The sequence below is a fragment of the Caulobacter sp. 17J80-11 genome (genome assembly GCF_014349105.1).
GTDB lineage: Bacteria > Pseudomonadota > Alphaproteobacteria > Caulobacterales > Caulobacteraceae > 17J80-11.
The window spans coordinates 25,680-41,342 of sequence record NZ_JACSJI010000018.1; the positions used below are offsets into that span (position 1 = coordinate 25,680).

The following is a 15,663-nucleotide window of genomic DNA, read 5'->3' on the forward strand; positions in this document are numbered from 1 at the left end:
CAGTCTCAGACCGGCTTGACCAGCACGATCTTCTTCTTGCCGGCGGCCAGCTTCAGCACGCCGTCGGCGTTGAGGTCGGCGAGCGTGACCAGCTGGTTGCCGTCGGCGATCTGCACGTCGTTCAGACGCAGGCCCCCGCCCTGGGCCAGTCGGCGGGCCTCGCTGCGCGAGCCGGCCAGGCCCGCGTGCTCGGCGGCGAGCGCGGCGACCGGCAGGCCCGCCTCCAGCTCGGCGCGGGCGATCTCCACCGTCGGCAGGTCGGCCGACAGCTTGCCCTGCTCGAAGGCGGCCTGGGCCGCGGCGCGGGCGGTCTCGGCCGCCTCGCGGCCGTGCAGCAGGGCGGTGGCCTCGTCGGCCAGCACCTTCTTGGCCTCGTTGATCTCCGCGCCCTGCAGGGCTTCCAGCCGCGCGATCTCGTCCATGGGCAGGGTGGTGAACAGCTTCAGGAAGCGGCCCACGTCCTTGTCCTCGGCGTTGCGCCAGAACTGCCAGTAGTCGTAGGCGCTGAGCATGTCGGCGTTCAGCCACACGGCGCCGGACGCGGTCTTGCCCATCTTGGCGCCTGAGGCGGTCGTCAGCAGCGGCGTGGTCAGGCCCCAGGCCTCCGCGCCCGCCAGGCGGCGCACCAGGTCGGCGCCGGAGACGATATTGCCCCACTGGTCCGAGCCGCCCATCTGCAGCACGCAGCCGTGGCGCTTGTAGAGCTCCAGGAAGTCCACCGACTGCATCAGCATGTAGTTGAACTCGAGGAAGGTCAGCGGCTGCTCGCGCTCCAGCCGCAGCTTGACGCTGTCGAAGGTCAGCATGCGGTTGACGGTGAAGTGCGGACCGAAATCGCGCAGGAACTGGATATAGCCGAAGCCGTCCAGCCATGACGCGTTGTCCAGCATCATCGCGTCGGTCGGGCCCTCGCCGAAGCTCAGGAACTTCGTGAAGACCTGGCGGATGCCGGCGATGTTGGCGGCGATGCCGGCGTCGTCCAGCATGGAGCGCTGGGTGTCCTTGCCCGACGGGTCGCCCACCTTGGTGGTGCCGCCGCCCATCAGCACGATCGGCCGGTGGCCGGTCTTCTGCAGCCAGTGCAGCATCATGATCTGCACCAGCGAGCCGGCGTGCAGGCTGGGCGCGGTGGCGTCGAAGCCGATGTAGGCGGTGATCGGGCCCGCCGCGGCCTTGGCGTCCAGCGCCGCCAGGTCGGTGACCTGGTGGACGAAGCCGCGCTCGTGCAGCACCCGCAGGAAATCGGAGCGGTACTGGACGTCGGACATGGCGCGGCTCTCCTGGAAATCGGCGGGCGCGTTTAGCACGGCCGCAGGGCGCGGCCCAAGATCGGAAGCGGGGAGGGAGGTCATTCGGCGGGCTCCTGGGAGGCTTTTCGGGCCGGAGACCGCCTGTTCGATGCACGTCGCCGACCGGGTGGCGGCGCGTGATCGGTGTGATCGAACAGCCCGCTCGCTATGACAGCGAGCGGTAATACGACGACGGATTGGCGGCGCGTTCGAACATGGCTTCAGGGTGGGGTGCGCGGGCGCGGGCGTCAAGGCAGCCCGAAATCCTCGTCCTTCGACAGGCTCAGGATGAGGATTTCTACTGCGGCCTCAGTAGCCCTCATCCTGAGCTTGTCGAAGGACGAGCGCGGCCCACGCGGAATCCCGGTAGAAAGTGCGGATGCGCCTGGCCCTGAGTCCGCACCCCGACACCCCGCCCGCGAGCGGCCTCGCCATCGAGGTCGAGGTCGAGCGCCGCGCGTCCACTCTCGAGCTCCGCTACCTCGTGACTGGTGCGATCGACGACATCCGCCTGCCGGCGCCGGCCGCGGAGGGTCGCGCCGACGAGCTGTGGAAGCACACCTGCTTCGAGGCCTTCATCGGCCGGGCGGACGGCGGCTACTACGAATTCAACTTCGCGCCCTCGACTCGCTGGGCCGCCTACGGCTTCAGCGGCTATCGCGAGGGCATGGCCGACGCCGACGTCGACGCGCCCGTTATTCAGGCGCACGCCGACGAGGGGCGGTATGAAGTTCGCGTGAGCCTGCAGCTTGACCGTTTACCCGGCCTGCCGGCCGATCAAGTATGGACGCTCGCCCTGACGGCGGTGATCGAGGACACAGACGGCGCCAAGTCGTACTGGGCCCTGCGGCACGCCCCCGGGCGGCCCGATTTCCACCACCGAGACGGCTTCGCCTGCGAGCTCACTGCCTAGGACCGACCATGAAATTCGGCATCGATCGACTGATTTCCGATCCGGCCCTGCGCGCGCCGCTGGCCGGCAAGCGGGTGGCCCTGCTGGCCCATCCGGCCTCGGTGACGGCCGATCTGACCCACTCGCTGGACGCACTGGGCGCGCTGAGCGACGTGAAGCTGACCGCCGCCTTCGGGCCGCAGCACGGCCTGCGCGGCGACAAGCAGGACAACATGATGGAGAGCCCGGACTTCAACGATCCGGCGCTCGGCGTTCCGGTGTTCAGCCTCTACGGCGAGGTGCGCCGCCCGACCGACGCGTCGATGGCTGCGTTCGACGTGATCCTGATCGACCTGCAGGACCTGGGCTGCCGCATCTACACCTTCATCACGACGCTGCTGTACGTGCTGGAGGCCGCCGCCAAGCACGGTAAGGCGGTGTGGGTGCTCGACCGCCCCAACCCGGCCGGCCGACCGGTCGAGGGCCTGACGCTGCGTCCCGGCTGGGAGAGCTTCGTCGGGGCCGGGCCGATGCCCATGCGCCACGGCATGACGCTCGGCGAACTGGGCCTGTGGTTCATCGAGACCTTCAAGCTCGACGTCGAGTACCGGGTGATCGAGATGGAGGGCTGGAAGCCGGACGAAGGCCCGGGCTACGGCTGGCCGCTCTACGAGCGCGCCTGGATCAACCCCAGCCCCAACGCGCCGAACCTGTGGATGGCTCGGGCCTACGCGGGCACGGTGATGCTGGAGGGCACGACCCTGTCCGAAGGCCGCGGCACCACCCGCCCGCTGGAGCTGTTCGGCGCGCCTGACATCGACGCCCGCGCGGTCATGGCCGAGATGCAGGCCTTCGCCCCGCAGTGGCTGCAGGGCTGCCGCCTGCGCGACTGCTGGTTCGAGCCGACCTTCCACAAGCACGTGCACCAGCTGTGCGCCGGCGTGCAGATCCACACCGAAGACCCCAGCTACGACCACGAGGCGTTCAAGCCCTGGCGGTTGCAGACCCTGGCCTTCAAGGCGATCCGCCGGCTGTACCCCGACTATGAGCTGTGGCGCGATTTCCCGTATGAGTACGAGTTCGGCAAGCTGGCCATCGACGTCATCAACGGCGGCCCAGCCCTGCGGGAATGGGTGGACGACGCCGGTTCGACGCCGGGCGACCTCGACGCCCTGACCGTGCCAGACGAAGAGGCGTGGGTCGAAGAGCGCAAGCCGCACCTGCTGTACTAGGGCGCTTTCGGTTTTCAGGGTTCGTCACCCTCGGGCTTGTCCCGAGGGCCCAGCATTCCGTTCGCACGATCCGTTGGAGTCGAGGTGGCGCGGTCAGCGGCTGCGAACTGCCTGGCGTGGCGTAGCTGAGCCCTGGGCCCTCGGGACAAGCCCGAGGGTGACGAATAAGGGCAGGCGTCCCGCCACGCTCGCCCGCCCCGCTTGCCGTCTCCCGACCGGCCCCCATCTGCCTGAAACGGGTCCGGGCCCCTCTGGCGGCCGCACGTGTCGCCGTGATGTCGGACCCCTCCTGACGGCGGGACGTCCGATGACCGACGCGCCGCTGTGGCTCTGGGTCGGATTCAACGCCTTCATTCTGATCCTGCTGGCCTTCGACCTGGGCGTCTTCCACCGCAAGGCCAAGGTCGTCGGCATGGCCGAGGCGCTGTGGCTGAGCGCCGCCTATGGCCCTGCTGTTCAATCTGGGCGTCCTGTGGCTGTTCGGGCCGGACAAGGCGCTGGAGTTCCTGCCCGGCTATCTGATCGAGCGGGCGCTCAGCCTCGACAACGTCTTCGTCATCGCGCTGGTGTTCTCGACCCTCGGCGCGGCGATGCTCGCGTCGGTCCTGAAAACGCGAAAGGCCCGCCGGAGCGGGCCTTCCCTGGACGTTTCCTCGGACGAGGATCAGGCCGGCTCGGCCTCGAGCCGCTTGTCGAGATAGTTCCCGACCCGGGTCTCCACCTCGTGCAGCTTGTCGACCCAGAAGTGGTTGGCGCCCGGCACCACCTCGTAGTCGATGGTGATGCCCTTCTGGGTGCGCAGCTTGGCGACCACGCGCTCGACCTCGTTCGGCGGCACGATGGTGTCGTTCTCGCCGTGCAGGAACAGGCCCGAGGCCGGGCAGGGGGCGAGGAAGCTGAAGTCGTACATGTTGGTCGGCGGCGACACCGAGATGAAGCCGTCGGTCTCGGGGCGGCGCATCAGCAGCTGCATGCCGATGTAGGCCCCGAACTGGTAGCCGGCGACCCAGGTCTGGGTGGCGGCCGGGTTGTTGGCCTGCAGCCAGTCCAGCGCCGAGGCCGCGTCGGCCAGCTCGCCCATGCCCGAATCGAATTCGCCCTGGCTGCGGCCCACGCCGCGGAAGTTGAAGCGCAGGACCGCGAAGCCGCGCTTCATGAACAGGTGGTAGAGCTGCACCGCGACGGGATTGTTCATGTGCCCGCCGGCCTTCGGATGCGGGTGCAGGATCAGCGCGATCGGCGCGTTTTCCTTCTTGCCCGGCGAATACCGACCTTCGATGCGGCCGGCCGCGCCGGTCAAAATCACCTCAGGCATCCGTCACCCCTACCTAAATCCCAGCCCGACCGCGGCGGGAAATACTTGACCGCCCTAGTCGGTTTTCCTATCTCCCGACCGCGAAGGCGGCCGCCCCCGGCCCGCGAGGGGGCGGTTTTTAGCACAGGCCGCCGAAAACGCGCGCATATTCTGAAGGACCGGCCCATGCGGCTCTCCACAAAAGGGCGGTACGCGGTCATGGCGATGGCGGACCTGGCCCGGAACGGCCGTGATCGGCCGGTCAGCCTGGCCGAGATCGCCGAGCGCCAGGAAATCTCGCTGTCCTATCTGGAGCAGCTGTTCGCGCGCCTGCGCCGCGGCGGCCTGGTGAAGAGCGTGCGTGGCCCCGGCGGCGGCTATCGCCTGGCCAAGGGCGCCGATCAGACCTGGGTCGCCGAGATCGTGCTGGCCGTGGACGAGCCGATCCGCGCCACCCGCTGCAGCCACCAGAGCAAGGGCTGCATGATCGGCGGCGAGCGCTGCCTGACCCACAATCTGTGGGAGGGCCTGGGCCGCGAAATCCACCGCTATCTGTCGTCCGTGTCCCTGGAGGACGTGGTCGAGAACCGCGTGAACCGCGGCCAGCCGGCGGAGGTCGTCGCCGCCTGATGAACACGCCCGTCTACCTCGACTATAACGCCACCGCGCCGATCCGCCCCGAGGCGGCGGAAGCCGTGGCGCGCGCGCTGGCCATCGGCGGCAATCCGTCGTCGGTGCACGCCGCCGGCCGCGCCGCGCGCGCGGCGGTCGAGGACGCGCGGGCCCGGGTCGCGGCGCTGGTCGCCGGCGATCCGGCCAACCTGGTGTTCCTGAGTGGCGGCACGGAAGCCAACGCGCTGGCCATCGACAGCGCCGCCCAGCTGGCCGACGTCTCGTCCCTGATCGTCGGCGCCACCGAGCACGACGCGGTCATCGAGAGCGCGCGGGCCGCCGGCAAGCCGGTGGAGGTCCTGCCGGTCGACACCGACGGCGTGGCCGACCTGGACCGGCTGGAAGCGCTGCTGAAGGTCGCGACGGGGCGCCCCTTTGTCGCCCTGATGCTGGCCAACAACGAGACCGGCGTGATTCAGCCGGTCGCCGAGGCGGCGCGCCTGGTGCGTGAGGCCGGCGGCTGGCTGCACGTCGACGCCGTCCAGGCGGCCGGCAAGATCGAGGTCGATTTCGAAGCGCTGGGCGCCGACACCCTGGCCCTGTCCGCGCACAAGCTGGGCGGGCCGCACGGGGTCGGCGCGCTGCTGTACGGCGAGCGGGCGGTGCTGTCGCGCCGGCTGCACGGCGGCGGGCAGGAGCGCGGCCGCCGGGCCGGCACCGAGAACGTCGCCGGCATCGTCGGCTTCGGCGCGGCCGCCGACGCGGCCGTGCGCGATCTGCCGACGGTTGGTGCGCAAGCCGCCTGGCGCGACGCCGTGGCCGCACGGCTGAAGGCGGCCGGGGCCGTGGTGGCGGGCGGGGGCGCGTCCCGAGTGGCGGGCACGCTGTGCGTGGCCGTCCCCGACTGGACGTCGGAGCTGCAGGTGATCGCGCTGGACCTGGCCGGGGTGATGGTCAGCGCCGGGGCGGCCTGTTCGTCCGGCAAGGTGAAGCCGAGCCGGGTGCTGAACGCCATGGGGCTGGAAGCTCTCGCGGCGGGCGGCCTGCGGGCCTCCGGCGGCTGGGCCTCGACCGAGGCCGACTGGAATGCATTCGCCGACGCGTGGCTCGCCGCCCGCGAGCGGCAGGTCGCGCGCAAGCGCAGCGCGGCGTGAGGTGAGTTGATGAGCGTCTCCCAGGAAACCATCGAAACCGTCGCCGGGCTCGAGAAGTACAAGCACGGCTTCGTCACCGACATCGAGCAGGAGTTCGCGCCGAAGGGCCTGAACGCCGACATCGTCCGCTTCATCTCCGAGAAGAAGGGCGAGCCCGAGTGGATGCTGGAATGGCGCCTGGCCGCCTTCGAGCGCTGGCAGGCGATGGAGGAGCCGACCTGGGCCAAGGTCGAGTACACGCCGGTCGACTACCAGGACCTGCACTACTACGCCGCGCCCCGCACGAAGGCGAAGCCGAAGAGCCTGGACGAGATCGATCCGGAGATCCTGGCGACCTACGAAAAGCTCGGCATCCCGCTGAAGGAACAGATGGTCCTGGCCGGGGTGGAGGGCGCGCCGAAATACGCGGTCGACGCCGTGTTCGACAGCGTCTCGGTCGTGACCACCTTCCGCGAGGAGCTGGCCAAGTCGGGCGTGATCTTCATGTCCATGTCCGAGGCGCTGCGCGAGCACGGTGATCTGGTGCGCCAGTACCTGGGTTCGGTCGTGCCGGTCTCGGACAACTACTTCGCGGCGCTGAATTCCGCCGTGTTTTCCGACGGTTCGTTCGTCTACATCCCGCCGGGCGTGCGCTGCCCGATGGAGCTGTCGACCTATTTCCGTATCAATGCGGAGAACACCGGCCAGTTCGAGCGCACCCTGATCATCGCCGACAAGGGCAGCTACGTCAGCTACCTTGAGGGCTGCACCGCCCCCATGCGCGACGAGAACCAGCTGCACGCCGCCGTGGTCGAGCTGGTCGCCCTGGAGGACGCCGAGATCAAGTACTCCACCGTCCAGAACTGGTGGCCGGGCGATCCGGTGACCGGCAAGGGCGGCATCTACAACTTCGTCACCAAGCGTGCCGACTGCCGCGGCGACCGCTCCAAGGTGTCGTGGACGCAGGTCGAGACCGGCTCGGCCGTCACCTGGAAGTACCCGTCCTGCATCCTCAAGGGCGAGGGCTCGGTCGGCGAGTTCTATTCGATCGCCATCACCAACGGTCGCCAGCAGGCCGACACCGGCACCAAGATGATCCACCTGGGCGCCAACACCCGCTCGCGGATCATCGCCAAGGGCGTGTCGGCCGGTAAGTCGGTCTCGACCTACCGCGGCCTGGTCTCGGCCCACCCCAAGGCCAAGGGCGCGCGCAACTTCACCCAGTGCGACAGCCTGCTGATCGGCAAGGACTGCGCCGCGCACACGGTGCCCTACGTCGAGGCCCGCAACGGCTCGGCCCAGTTCGAGCACGAGGCGACCACCACGCGCCTGTCGGAAGATCAGCTGTTCTACGCCATGCAGCGCGGCCTCTCCCAGGAGGAGGCGGTGCAGCTGCTGGTCAACGGCTTCGTGCGCGAGGTGCTGCAGGAGCTGCCGATGGAGTTCGCCGTCGAGGCCCAGAAGCTGGTCGCGATCTCGCTGGAAGGGAGCGTGGGCTGATGGGCCTGAAGGACGCCTACAAGGCCGAGCTGGATCGCAAGCGGGCCGCCGAAGACTCCGCGCGTGCGCCCTACGAGCAGGCCCGCGAGCGGCTGCGCGCCTTCTATCGCGAGATCCGCGACGACCGTGAGCTGATGGATCAGATCCAGGCCGAGGTCGAACTGTTCGACGACGAGCTGAAGATCGATCCGGGCCCGATCATGATCACGGTCCAGGTCACGCCGGAAGGCAACTTCACCATGAACTACGAGGTGAAGCGGGCCGACGACTACCGCATCACCGAGGTGCCGGTCCGCTCGATCGAGGACATCGAGCAGGCGCTGGCGAAGCTCCTGGTGGACGGGAGCCTGGGGTGAGGGACGTGGCCACAGAGGCGCGCTTCGGTCTCTCCCTCGAGGAATTCGAGTACGCGAGGGAGCTTGCATTCCACGCGGGCGCCGGCGCTTGGGCGACCAACAGGTCCATCGTGGAGCGCAGCAAGGCGCTTCTCGACGGCCGAGTGACCGACCAGAACGAGCTCAAAGAGTTGCTGACGGAGCTGCTCCGCTTGGCTGCTTACGACCCCGACCACGAGTGGGAAGCGCCGATCCTGACGGGACAGCCGACCCAATTCGCCGTCGCGGCATTTCAGAAGATTTCGGACCGCCATGCTTAAGATCGACAACCTGCAAGTCTCCGTCGCCGACAAGCCGATCCTGAAGGGGCTGTCCCTGGACGTGCCCGCGGGCGAGGTGCACGCGGTCATGGGGCCGAACGGCGCCGGCAAGTCGACGCTCGGCTACACCCTGGCCGGGCGCAACGGCTACGAGGTCACCGCGGGCTCGGCTTTCCTGAACGGCGAGGACCTGCTGGCGCTGGAGCCGAACGAGCGGGCCGCCAAGGGCCTGTTCCTGTCCTTCCAGTACCCGCTGGAGATCCCCGGCGTGCCGGCCCTGACCTTCGTGCGCACGGCGCTGAACGCCCAGCGCAAGGCGCGCGGGGAAGGGGAGGTCTCGGCTCCGGAATTCCTCAAGCTGGTCAAGCAGAAGGCCAAGGACCTCCGCATCGACTTCGACATGCTGAAGCGACCCCTCAACGTCGGCTTCTCCGGCGGCGAGAAGAAGCGGATGGAGGTTCTGCAGATGGCGCTTCTGGAGCCCAAGCTGCTGATCCTCGACGAGACCGATAGCGGCCTCGACATCGACGCCCTGCGCATCGTCTCGGAAGGCGTGAACGCGCTGCGTGCGCCCGACCGCTCCATGCTCGTCATCACCCACTACCAGCGCCTGCTGGACTACATCCGCCCCGACAAGGTGCACGTGCTGGCCGCCGGCCGTATCGTCGCCTCGGGCGGGCCGGAGCTGGCGCTCGAGCTGGAGCGCACCGGCTACGACCGCTACGCCGCGGAGGCCGCGTGAACGCCCCCGTACGCCTCGACCTCCGGGACGCCTCCACCTTCCCGACCCGCCGGGTGGAGGACTGGAAGTGGAGCGACCTGAAGCGCTTCCTGCGTGACGCGCCGGCCGTGTCGGCGGCGCTCGCCGTCGCGCCGGGCGGACCGTTCGCGGCCCTGGGCGGCAGGGAGATCGCGTTCGGCAACGGCGTGACAGCCGACGGCGCGGCCGAGGCCCGCTTCGAGGGCGCCGGGACGCTTCGCCTGCGCTTCGTGTCGGAGGCTCAAGCCACCGGCCACCAGGCGCGTGCGACCGTGGTCGTGCCGGCCCGGGCTGAGCTGCTGGTGCTGGAGAGTTATGAAGGCGCCGGCAGCGCCTACGCGTCGAACGTCACGCTCGGCTTCGAGCTGGGGGAGGGCGCGCGCCTGACCCGGATCGTACTGCTGGAAGAGCCCGACGACGCCATCTCGGTGTCCGCCGCGGAGGTGAAGGTCGCTCCGCACGCGCACTACACCCAGACCGTGCTGGCTTCCGGCGCAAAGCTGCAGCGCCACGAGACCCGGGTGAACCACCCGGGCCACGGCGCCTCCGTGCGCCTGGACGGCCTCTACGTGCTGTCAGGTTCGCGCCACGCCGACCTGACCACCGTGGTCGACCACCAGGGCGTGGAGGGCGTGACCTCGCAACTGACCAAGGGCGTGGTCGCCGACAGCGCGCGCGGCGTGTTCCAGGGCCGCATCGTGGTCGACCGCGGGGCCGACAAGACCGATGCGCGCATGGGCCACCATGCGCTGATCCTGTCGGACAAGGCCGAGGTCGACGCCAAGCCGGAGCTGGAGATCTACGCCGACGACGTCTCCTGCGCCCACGGCAACACGGTTGGCGCGCTGGACGAAAACGCCCTGTTCTACGCCTGCGCCCGCGGTATCCCCGAGCACGAGGCCCGCGTGATGCTGACCCAGGCCTTCCTGGGCGAGGTCACCGACCGCATCGAGCACGACGGCGCGCGCGAAGCCGCCCAGGCCTGGCTGGTCGACCGGCTGGAGGCCCTGCTGTGACCGCCCTCGCCCCGAACCTGACCGCCGCCTTCGACCCGTATGCGGCCAAGGCCCAGTTCCCGATCCTGTCGCGCCAGATCAACGGCAAGCCGCTGGTCTATCTGGACAGCGCCGCCTCGGCCCAGAAGCCGCGCGCGGTGATCGAGGCGCTGACACGGGCGATGGAGACCTCCTACGCCAACGTCCACCGCGGCCTGCACACGCTGGCCAACGAAACCACGCAAGCCTACGAGGAGGCCCGCGAAACCGTCGCGCGCTTCCTGAACGCCAAGGCCTCCTCGGAGATCGTCTTCACCAAGGGCGGCACGGAAGCCGTGAACCTTGTGGCGGCGTCGCTGGGCCAGTCCATCAAGCCGGGCGACGAGATCGTCGTCACCGAGATGGAGCACCACTCCAACATCGTGCCCTGGCACCTGCTGCGCGAGCGGCGCGGCGCGGTGCTGCGCTTCGCGCCGGTGACCGACGACGGCTTGCTGGACCTGGAGGCGCTGCGGGGCCTGATCGGCGAACGTACGAAGATCGTCGCCGTCACCCACATGTCCAACGTGCTGGGCACCATCAACCCGATCAAGGCCGTGGTCGAAGCCGCCCACGCCGCCGGGGCCAAGGTGCTGATCGACGGCTGCCAGGGCGCGGTGCACGCCGCCCCCGACGTGCAGGACATCGACTGCGACTTCTACGTCTGCACCGGCCACAAGCTGTACGGCCCGACCGGCATCGGCGTGCTGTACGGCAAGGCCGAGGTGCTGGCCGACATGCCGCCCTACCAGGGCGGCGGCGAGATGATCGCCCAGGTCACGCCCGACCTGTGCACCTGGGCCGAGCCGCCGGCCCGCTTCGAGGCCGGCACGCCGCCGATCCTGGAGGCGATCGCGCTGGGCGCGGCGTTGAACTGGCTGTCGCAGTTCGACCGCGACGCCGTGCACGCGCACGAGAAGGCGCTCTACCAGCGCGCCCTGGAGCGGCTGGAAGGGCACAATTGGCTGCGGGTGATCGGCCAGGCGCCGGGCAAGGGGGCGATCCTGACCTTCACGGTCGCGGACGCCCACGCCCACGACATCGCCCAGATCCTCGACAAGTACGGGGTGGCGGTACGGGCGGGCATGCACTGCGCCGAGCCGCTGATGCGGCGTTTCGGCCTGACCTCGACCGCCCGGGCCTCTTTCGCCCTATATAACACGGTGGAGGACGCCGACGCCTTCGCCGACGCGCTGATCAAGGCGCGCAGCTTTTTCGCGTGACGAGTATGGACGACGGAACGATCAAGGCCGCCGAGATGGAACTGGCCCCTGAAACCGAAGCCGCTTCGGCCCTGTCTCCGGAGGAGCTGGAGACGCTCACCGAGCGGCTGATCGAGCAGTTCAAGTCGGTGTTCGACCCGGAGATCCCGGTCGACATCTACGAGCTCGGCCTGATCTACAAGGTCGACGTGTCCGACGACCGCGACGTGGTGGTCGACATGACCCTGACCGCGCCGGCCTGTCCCGTGGCCGGCGAAATGCCGGGCTGGGTGCACGACGCGGTGATGAAGATCGACGGGCTGCGCTCCTGCACCGTCAACCTGGTGTTCGATCCGCCGTGGGAGTCCTCGCGCATGAGCGACGAGGCCAAGCTTCAGTTGAACATGTTCTGATGGAAACTCAGGTCCAGCCCCGTCCGCGCCGCCCGAGGCCCAAGGTCGTCACCCTGACCGAGGCCGCGGCCGAGCGCGTCAAGGCGATCATGGCCCGCGCCGACAAGCCCTACGTGGGCCTGCGCGTCGGCGTGAAGAACGGCGGCTGCGCCGGCCAGGAGTACATCCTCGAATACGCCGAGACGGCCGCGCCGCTGGACGAGGTGGTCGAGGACAAGGGCGTCACCGTCCTGATCGACCCCAAGGCCGTGCTGTTCCTGATCGGTACTGTGATCGACTACGAGACCACCCAGCTGGCCTCCAAGTTCGTGTTCAAGAACCCGAACGAGACCGACGCCTGCGGCTGCGGCGAGAGCGTGACCATCAAGCCCGCGGAGGAATAAGCCGCTTCCTTCTCCCCTTGCGGGAGAAGGTGGCGCGCGGAGCGCGTCGGATGAGGGGTGTCTGCGCGACCTTTCTCATTGAACTCCGATCGCGCCCCATCCGGTGTGCGTAGCGCCGGCACCCCTCATCCGTCCGGCTCCGCCGGACACCTTCTCCCGCAAGGGGAGAAGGGAAGGGGTTAGTTGCCCGGCAAATCCGCGATCCGGCTCCAGATCCCCTCGTACTCCACCGGCAGGCCGTCCTCGTCCACCTCGAGCTCGGCCGTGAAGTCGGTGGCGAGCCCGCTGTAGCGCCAACGCCGCTCGCCCAGGCGCTCGTAGCGCTGCGGCGTGGCCACGATCTCCAGCGACGGAAACTGCACCCAGGCGGCCTGGATGTCGGCGCTGGCCCCGACCTTCAGGCCCAGGCGCCGGATCGGCAGGACGTTGGTCGCCGGCGTGATCGCCAGGTCGATGTCCATGCAGCTCGACAGATCCACCCGGTCGTGCGCGCCCACCCACCATTCGTCGTCGACCTTGGCCATCTGCATGCGGCGGGTGACGCCGTCGTAGTTCTGGGTCACCTCCACCTCGCGCGAACGCCAGCCGTTGCAGGCGCGCAGGCGGTAGTCGACGGTCAGCGGCTTGCCCTGTTCAGCCACGATCACCCGCCCGACCAGGTCGAAGCCGCCGGGCGCGTCGTACAATCGGAAGTGCTCGAAGCCGGCGTCGTCCTGGCGTCGCCAGATCAGGCTTCGCTTGGGCGAAGCCGTCTCGTCGGAGGGGCTCATGCGAGTGTCCTCCCGGTGCGCGGTGGGGCCGCCTATTCCTGCTCGTCGGAAAGCTCGGGACCCTCGACCGGTTCCTCGTAGGCGACCCAGCCGCCGGGGCGCAGCACCTCCAGCGGGCGGTAGCGGGCCTTGTAGGCCATCTTCTCCGACCCGCGGACCCAGTAGCCGAGATAGACGTAAGGAACGCTCTGCAGCTTGGCCTGGACCACGTGGTCGAGGATCACGAAGGAACCGAGGCTGAGCTTGGGCTGGTTCGGATCGTAGAAGCTGTAGACCAGCGACAGGCCGTCGGCGAGCAGGTCGACCAGGACGCAGGCGACCAGGTCGCCCGGGCCGCCGTCGGCCGAGGTCGTGCGGTACTCCACCAGGTGGGTGCGTACGGCGGTGTCCTCGACCATGGCCACGTAGTCGGGCCAGGTCATGTCGCTCATGCCGCCGTGGGCGTGGCGGGCCATCAGATAGCGGCGGAGCAGGTCGAACTGCTCCATCGTGGCCTCGGCCTCGACGATGTGCCGGGTCAGGCCCTCGTTGCGCTCCAGCACCCGGCGCTCGGACTTCGAGAACTGGAACTGTGGGACGACGATTCGGGCCGAGACGCAGGCGTCGCAGGCCTCGCAGGCCGGGCGGTAGGCGATGTTCTGGCTGCGGCGGAAGCCGACCTGGGTCAGGGCGTCGTTGACCTGGGCCCCGTCGGACAGCGGCAGATGCGCGAACACCTTCCGCTCGTCGCGGCCGGGCAGGTACGGGCAGGGCGACGGCGCCGTCAGGAAGAACCGGAGCTGGCGTGTCGGAAAGTGCTGGGTCACCGCTGCGGCCTGAAAGGTCTCACTCGAGATTAGCGCTCACTTCGGAAACGCCCGCAAGGCCGATCCGCTTCACAGGCTCGTCTCGGACGGCAAAACGGGGGCTTCGCGCAACAGCACGATGGCGATGCGGCGGTTACCGGCCAGGGTGGGGTCGTCCGGATACAGTGGATCGGAGGCCGCCTTGCCGGCCACCTGGTAGACGCGGTCCGCGTCCACGCCCGAGCCCTGCAGGATCTGGCGCGCGGCGTTGGCGCGGGCGCCCGACAGGGTCCAGTCGCCTTCGTTCTTGCCACGGTCGGCGCTCGCGCTGGTGTGGCCGGTGATGGTGATCCGGTTCGGCAGCTGGTTGATCACCCGCGAGATGGCGCGGAGCAGCAGGCGGGCGCGCTCGTTCGGCTTGGCGGAGCCGGTCTCGAACATGGAGCGGCCCTCCTGGTCGACCATCTGGATGCGCAGGCCCTCCGGGGTCTGGTCGATCATGATGTTCTTCGAGAGCTCGGCCAGCTCCGGCATGTCCTGCATGGCCTGGCGCAGCGACTGGGCGGCGCTCTGGAAGGCGGCCTCCTCGCGGGCGGCCAGTTCCTTGCGCAGCGCCGCTTCGCTGGCGTCGGAGACGTCGACGGCGCCGATGTTGGGGTTGGTGCCCTGGTCGTCGGGCGCGGTCGGCGGGGCTTCGGGGGCCATCTGCTGGATGACCGACATGGAGCCCTCGGACTTCACGCCGTCCTCGCCCAGCGCCGTGCCGGCCAGGATGCCGCCCGAGCCGCTGGTCGACTGACTGACGCTGGCGGGAGCGAAATAGTCGGCGATACCGCGCTTCTGCTCGGGGCTGGTCGTGTTGATCAGCCACATCAGGAGGAAGAAGGCCATCATCGCGGTCACGAAGTCGGCGTAGGCGACCTTCCAGGCGCCGCCGTGGTGAGCGTGGGCGCCGCCCTTCTTGACCTTCTTGATGAGGATCGGGCGTTCGTTCATCGCCATCGACGCAGCACCTTTCTAGCGCGTGCGCGACCATGGGGCGAACAAGGTTAAGGCGAGGTTGCAATCGCCGCGGTTGCGCCTAAGCGCGGCTGGGCCAGAGCGTGGCAGCTAATGTGGTGGCCGGTTTCGGCGCCTGCCGCGCTACAACTTTGCATTGGAGCCTTCTCTTCCGCTTCGGATGCTTCCATCCGAAGCGGGAAGGCTCTAGGCAGGCGCGCAAGGAGCCGCCGTGGACTCAGATACTTCGCTTTCCTTCCGTAGGGCTTTGGGGACCTTCGCCACCGGCGTGGCCGTGATCACGGCCGAGGACCAGGCCGGGGTGATGGGCCTGACGGTGAACTCCTTCACCTCGGTGTCGCTGGAGCCGCCGCTGGTGCTGTGGTGCCTGGGCGACGAATCCGATCGTCGCCACGTGTTCCACACGGCCGAGCGCTTCACCGTGAACGTGCTGGGGGCCGAGGACCAGGACCATTCGGAACGCTTCGCCTTCGGGGCCTGTCGGCTGGCGCCGGAGGAGATTGAGCGCGGGCCCGAGGGCGCGCCCATGCTGGCCGGGGCGATGACCCGCTTCGAGTGCGTCACCCACGAGCGCATCCAGATGGGCGACCACGTGATCATCGTCGGGCGCGTGGTGGCCTTCGACAGCCGCCCGGGCGACGGGCTTCTGTATTTCCGCGGCCGCTACGGCCGAGCAGTAGGGGACTGAG

Annotated in this window: 19 protein-coding genes and 1 pseudogene; 15 read left to right on the forward strand and 5 right to left on the reverse strand. The window is 69.0% G+C overall.

The window, feature by feature from the left end:
• Positions 1 to 5: 5 nt before the first annotated feature.
• Positions 6 to 1,268, reverse strand: a complete 1,263-nt coding sequence (gene tyrS / locus H8B08_RS16000; protein ID WP_187451192.1) for a tyrosine--tRNA ligase — start codon at positions 1,266 to 1,268, stop codon at positions 6 to 8.
• 236 nt (positions 1,269 to 1,504) lie between these two features.
• Between tyrS and H8B08_RS19645 the strand changes: the two are divergent.
• The 4 genes and pseudogenes from H8B08_RS19645 to H8B08_RS16015 all read left to right on the forward strand — a co-directional run.
• Positions 1,505 to 1,648, forward strand: a pseudogene (locus tag H8B08_RS19645) (hypothetical protein); the annotation flags it as partial.
• Positions 1,649 to 1,668: 20 nt separating this feature from the next.
• Positions 1,669 to 2,202: a DOMON-like domain-containing protein gene (locus tag H8B08_RS16005; protein WP_187451193.1), complete on the forward strand. Its 534-nt coding sequence runs from the start codon at positions 1,669 to 1,671 to the stop codon at positions 2,200 to 2,202.
• 8 nt (positions 2,203 to 2,210) lie between these two features.
• Positions 2,211 to 3,413, forward strand: coding sequence for an exo-beta-N-acetylmuramidase NamZ domain-containing protein (locus H8B08_RS16010; RefSeq protein ID WP_187451194.1), 1,203 nt, complete (start codon positions 2,211 to 2,213; stop codon positions 3,411 to 3,413).
• A 443-nt stretch (positions 3,414 to 3,856) separates the two neighbouring features.
• Positions 3,857 to 4,114, forward strand: coding sequence for a hypothetical protein (locus H8B08_RS16015; protein ID WP_187451195.1), 258 nt, complete (start codon positions 3,857 to 3,859; stop codon positions 4,112 to 4,114).
• On the opposite strand, the gene H8B08_RS16020 is transcribed toward H8B08_RS16015, so the two are convergent.
• Positions 4,078 to 4,728 carry an alpha/beta hydrolase gene (locus tag H8B08_RS16020; RefSeq protein ID WP_187451196.1) on the reverse strand — a complete coding sequence of 217 codons (651 nt, stop codon included), beginning with the start codon at positions 4,726 to 4,728 and terminating at the stop codon, positions 4,078 to 4,080. The two genes, H8B08_RS16015 and H8B08_RS16020, sit on opposite strands and share 37 nt — an antisense overlap.
• A 165-nt stretch (positions 4,729 to 4,893) precedes the next feature.
• Here H8B08_RS16020 and H8B08_RS16025 point away from each other — a divergent pair, with 165 nt between their 5' ends.
• From H8B08_RS16025 to H8B08_RS16070, 10 genes are read left to right on the forward strand one after another with little or no spacing between them, the layout of a single operon-like run.
• Positions 4,894 to 5,337, forward strand: coding sequence for an Rrf2 family transcriptional regulator (locus H8B08_RS16025; protein ID WP_187451197.1), 444 nt, complete (start codon positions 4,894 to 4,896; stop codon positions 5,335 to 5,337).
• On the forward strand, positions 5,337 to 6,473 hold the full coding sequence (locus H8B08_RS16030) for a cysteine desulfurase family protein (protein ID WP_187451198.1): 1,137 nt from the start codon (positions 5,337 to 5,339) through the stop codon (positions 6,471 to 6,473). Before H8B08_RS16025 ends, H8B08_RS16030 begins: the two co-directional genes overlap by 1 nt.
• Before the next feature lie 9 nt (positions 6,474 to 6,482).
• Entirely contained in the window at positions 6,483 to 7,952 is a 1,470-nt protein-coding gene (gene sufB, locus H8B08_RS16035) for a Fe-S cluster assembly protein SufB (protein WP_187451199.1), read from the forward strand.
• Positions 7,952 to 8,308, forward strand: a complete 357-nt coding sequence (locus H8B08_RS16040) for a hypothetical protein (RefSeq protein ID WP_187451200.1) — start codon at positions 7,952 to 7,954, stop codon at positions 8,306 to 8,308. The genes sufB and H8B08_RS16040 overlap by 1 nt, the downstream gene beginning before the upstream one ends.
• Positions 8,305 to 8,607, forward strand: coding sequence for a hypothetical protein (locus H8B08_RS16045; protein WP_187451201.1), 303 nt, complete (start codon positions 8,305 to 8,307; stop codon positions 8,605 to 8,607). The genes H8B08_RS16040 and H8B08_RS16045 overlap by 4 nt, the downstream gene beginning before the upstream one ends.
• On the forward strand, positions 8,600 to 9,349 hold the full coding sequence (gene sufC / locus H8B08_RS16050) for a Fe-S cluster assembly ATPase SufC (RefSeq protein WP_187451202.1): 750 nt from the start codon (positions 8,600 to 8,602) through the stop codon (positions 9,347 to 9,349). The genes H8B08_RS16045 and sufC overlap by 8 nt, the downstream gene beginning before the upstream one ends.
• Positions 9,346 to 10,383 carry a Fe-S cluster assembly protein SufD gene (sufD, locus tag H8B08_RS16055; protein ID WP_187451203.1) on the forward strand — a complete coding sequence of 346 codons (1,038 nt, stop codon included), beginning with the start codon at positions 9,346 to 9,348 and terminating at the stop codon, positions 10,381 to 10,383. Before sufC ends, sufD begins: the two co-directional genes overlap by 4 nt.
• Positions 10,380 to 11,624, forward strand: coding sequence for a cysteine desulfurase (locus tag H8B08_RS16060; RefSeq protein ID WP_370545501.1), 1,245 nt, complete (start codon positions 10,380 to 10,382; stop codon positions 11,622 to 11,624). The genes sufD and H8B08_RS16060 overlap by 4 nt, the downstream gene beginning before the upstream one ends.
• A 35-nt stretch (positions 11,625 to 11,659) precedes the next feature.
• The gene (locus tag H8B08_RS16065) at positions 11,660 to 12,016 is read left to right on the forward strand and encodes an SUF system Fe-S cluster assembly protein (RefSeq protein WP_255500899.1); all 357 of its coding nucleotides are present in this window, start codon (positions 11,660 to 11,662) and stop codon (positions 12,014 to 12,016) included.
• Complete coding sequence (locus tag H8B08_RS16070) at positions 12,016 to 12,399, forward strand: iron-sulfur cluster assembly accessory protein (protein WP_187451205.1); 384 nt, start codon at positions 12,016 to 12,018, stop codon at positions 12,397 to 12,399. The genes H8B08_RS16065 and H8B08_RS16070 overlap by 1 nt, the downstream gene beginning before the upstream one ends.
• Before the next feature lie 179 nt (positions 12,400 to 12,578).
• Here H8B08_RS16070 and H8B08_RS16075 read toward each other — a convergent pair whose 3' ends face one another.
• From H8B08_RS16075 to H8B08_RS16085, 3 genes are all read right to left on the reverse strand, one after another.
• Positions 12,579 to 13,169 (reverse strand): putative glycolipid-binding domain-containing protein, encoded by a 591-nt coding sequence (locus H8B08_RS16075; RefSeq protein WP_187451206.1) that lies wholly within the window; start codon positions 13,167 to 13,169, stop codon positions 12,579 to 12,581.
• A gap of 32 nt (positions 13,170 to 13,201) precedes the next feature.
• Positions 13,202 to 13,975, reverse strand: a complete 774-nt coding sequence (locus H8B08_RS16080) for an arginyltransferase (RefSeq protein WP_187451207.1) — start codon at positions 13,973 to 13,975, stop codon at positions 13,202 to 13,204.
• 69 nt (positions 13,976 to 14,044) lie between these two features.
• Entirely contained in the window at positions 14,045 to 14,956 is a 912-nt protein-coding gene (locus H8B08_RS16085; RefSeq protein ID WP_187451208.1) for a flagellar motor protein MotB, read from the reverse strand.
• A gap of 229 nt (positions 14,957 to 15,185) precedes the next feature.
• On the opposite strand from H8B08_RS16085, the gene H8B08_RS16090 reads away from it, so the two are divergent.
• Positions 15,186 to 15,662, forward strand: a complete 477-nt coding sequence (locus H8B08_RS16090; RefSeq protein WP_187451209.1) for a flavin reductase family protein — start codon at positions 15,186 to 15,188, stop codon at positions 15,660 to 15,662.
• Position 15,663: the final 1 nt, after the last annotated feature.

What these genes read in the sequence shown, in the direction of transcription:
- tyrS (WP_187451192.1), bottom strand. Translation starts at nt 1,268, where the DNA reads ATGTCCGACGTCCAGTACCGCTCCGATTTCCTGCGGGTGCTGCACGAG.
- H8B08_RS16005 (WP_187451193.1), top strand. Translation starts at nt 1,669, where the DNA reads ATGCGCCTGGCCCTGAGTCCGCACCCCGACACCCCGCCCGCGAGCGGC.
- H8B08_RS16010 (WP_187451194.1), top strand. Translation starts at nt 2,211, where the DNA reads ATGAAATTCGGCATCGATCGACTGATTTCCGATCCGGCCCTGCGCGCG.
- H8B08_RS16015 (WP_187451195.1), top strand. Translation starts at nt 3,857, where the DNA reads ATGGCCCTGCTGTTCAATCTGGGCGTCCTGTGGCTGTTCGGGCCGGAC.
- H8B08_RS16020 (WP_187451196.1), bottom strand. Translation starts at nt 4,728, where the DNA reads ATGCCTGAGGTGATTTTGACCGGCGCGGCCGGCCGCATCGAAGGTCGG.
- H8B08_RS16025 (WP_187451197.1), top strand. Translation starts at nt 4,894, where the DNA reads ATGCGGCTCTCCACAAAAGGGCGGTACGCGGTCATGGCGATGGCGGAC.
- H8B08_RS16030 (WP_187451198.1), top strand. Translation starts at nt 5,337, where the DNA reads ATGAACACGCCCGTCTACCTCGACTATAACGCCACCGCGCCGATCCGC.
- sufB (WP_187451199.1), top strand. Translation starts at nt 6,483, where the DNA reads ATGAGCGTCTCCCAGGAAACCATCGAAACCGTCGCCGGGCTCGAGAAG.
- H8B08_RS16040 (WP_187451200.1), top strand. Translation starts at nt 7,952, where the DNA reads ATGGGCCTGAAGGACGCCTACAAGGCCGAGCTGGATCGCAAGCGGGCC.
- sufC (WP_187451202.1), top strand. Translation starts at nt 8,600, where the DNA reads ATGCTTAAGATCGACAACCTGCAAGTCTCCGTCGCCGACAAGCCGATC.
- H8B08_RS16065 (WP_255500899.1), top strand. Translation starts at nt 11,660, where the DNA reads ATGGAACTGGCCCCTGAAACCGAAGCCGCTTCGGCCCTGTCTCCGGAG.
- H8B08_RS16070 (WP_187451205.1), top strand. Translation starts at nt 12,016, where the DNA reads ATGGAAACTCAGGTCCAGCCCCGTCCGCGCCGCCCGAGGCCCAAGGTC.
- H8B08_RS16075 (WP_187451206.1), bottom strand. Translation starts at nt 13,169, where the DNA reads ATGAGCCCCTCCGACGAGACGGCTTCGCCCAAGCGAAGCCTGATCTGG.
- H8B08_RS16085 (WP_187451208.1), bottom strand. Translation starts at nt 14,956, where the DNA reads ATGGCGATGAACGAACGCCCGATCCTCATCAAGAAGGTCAAGAAGGGC.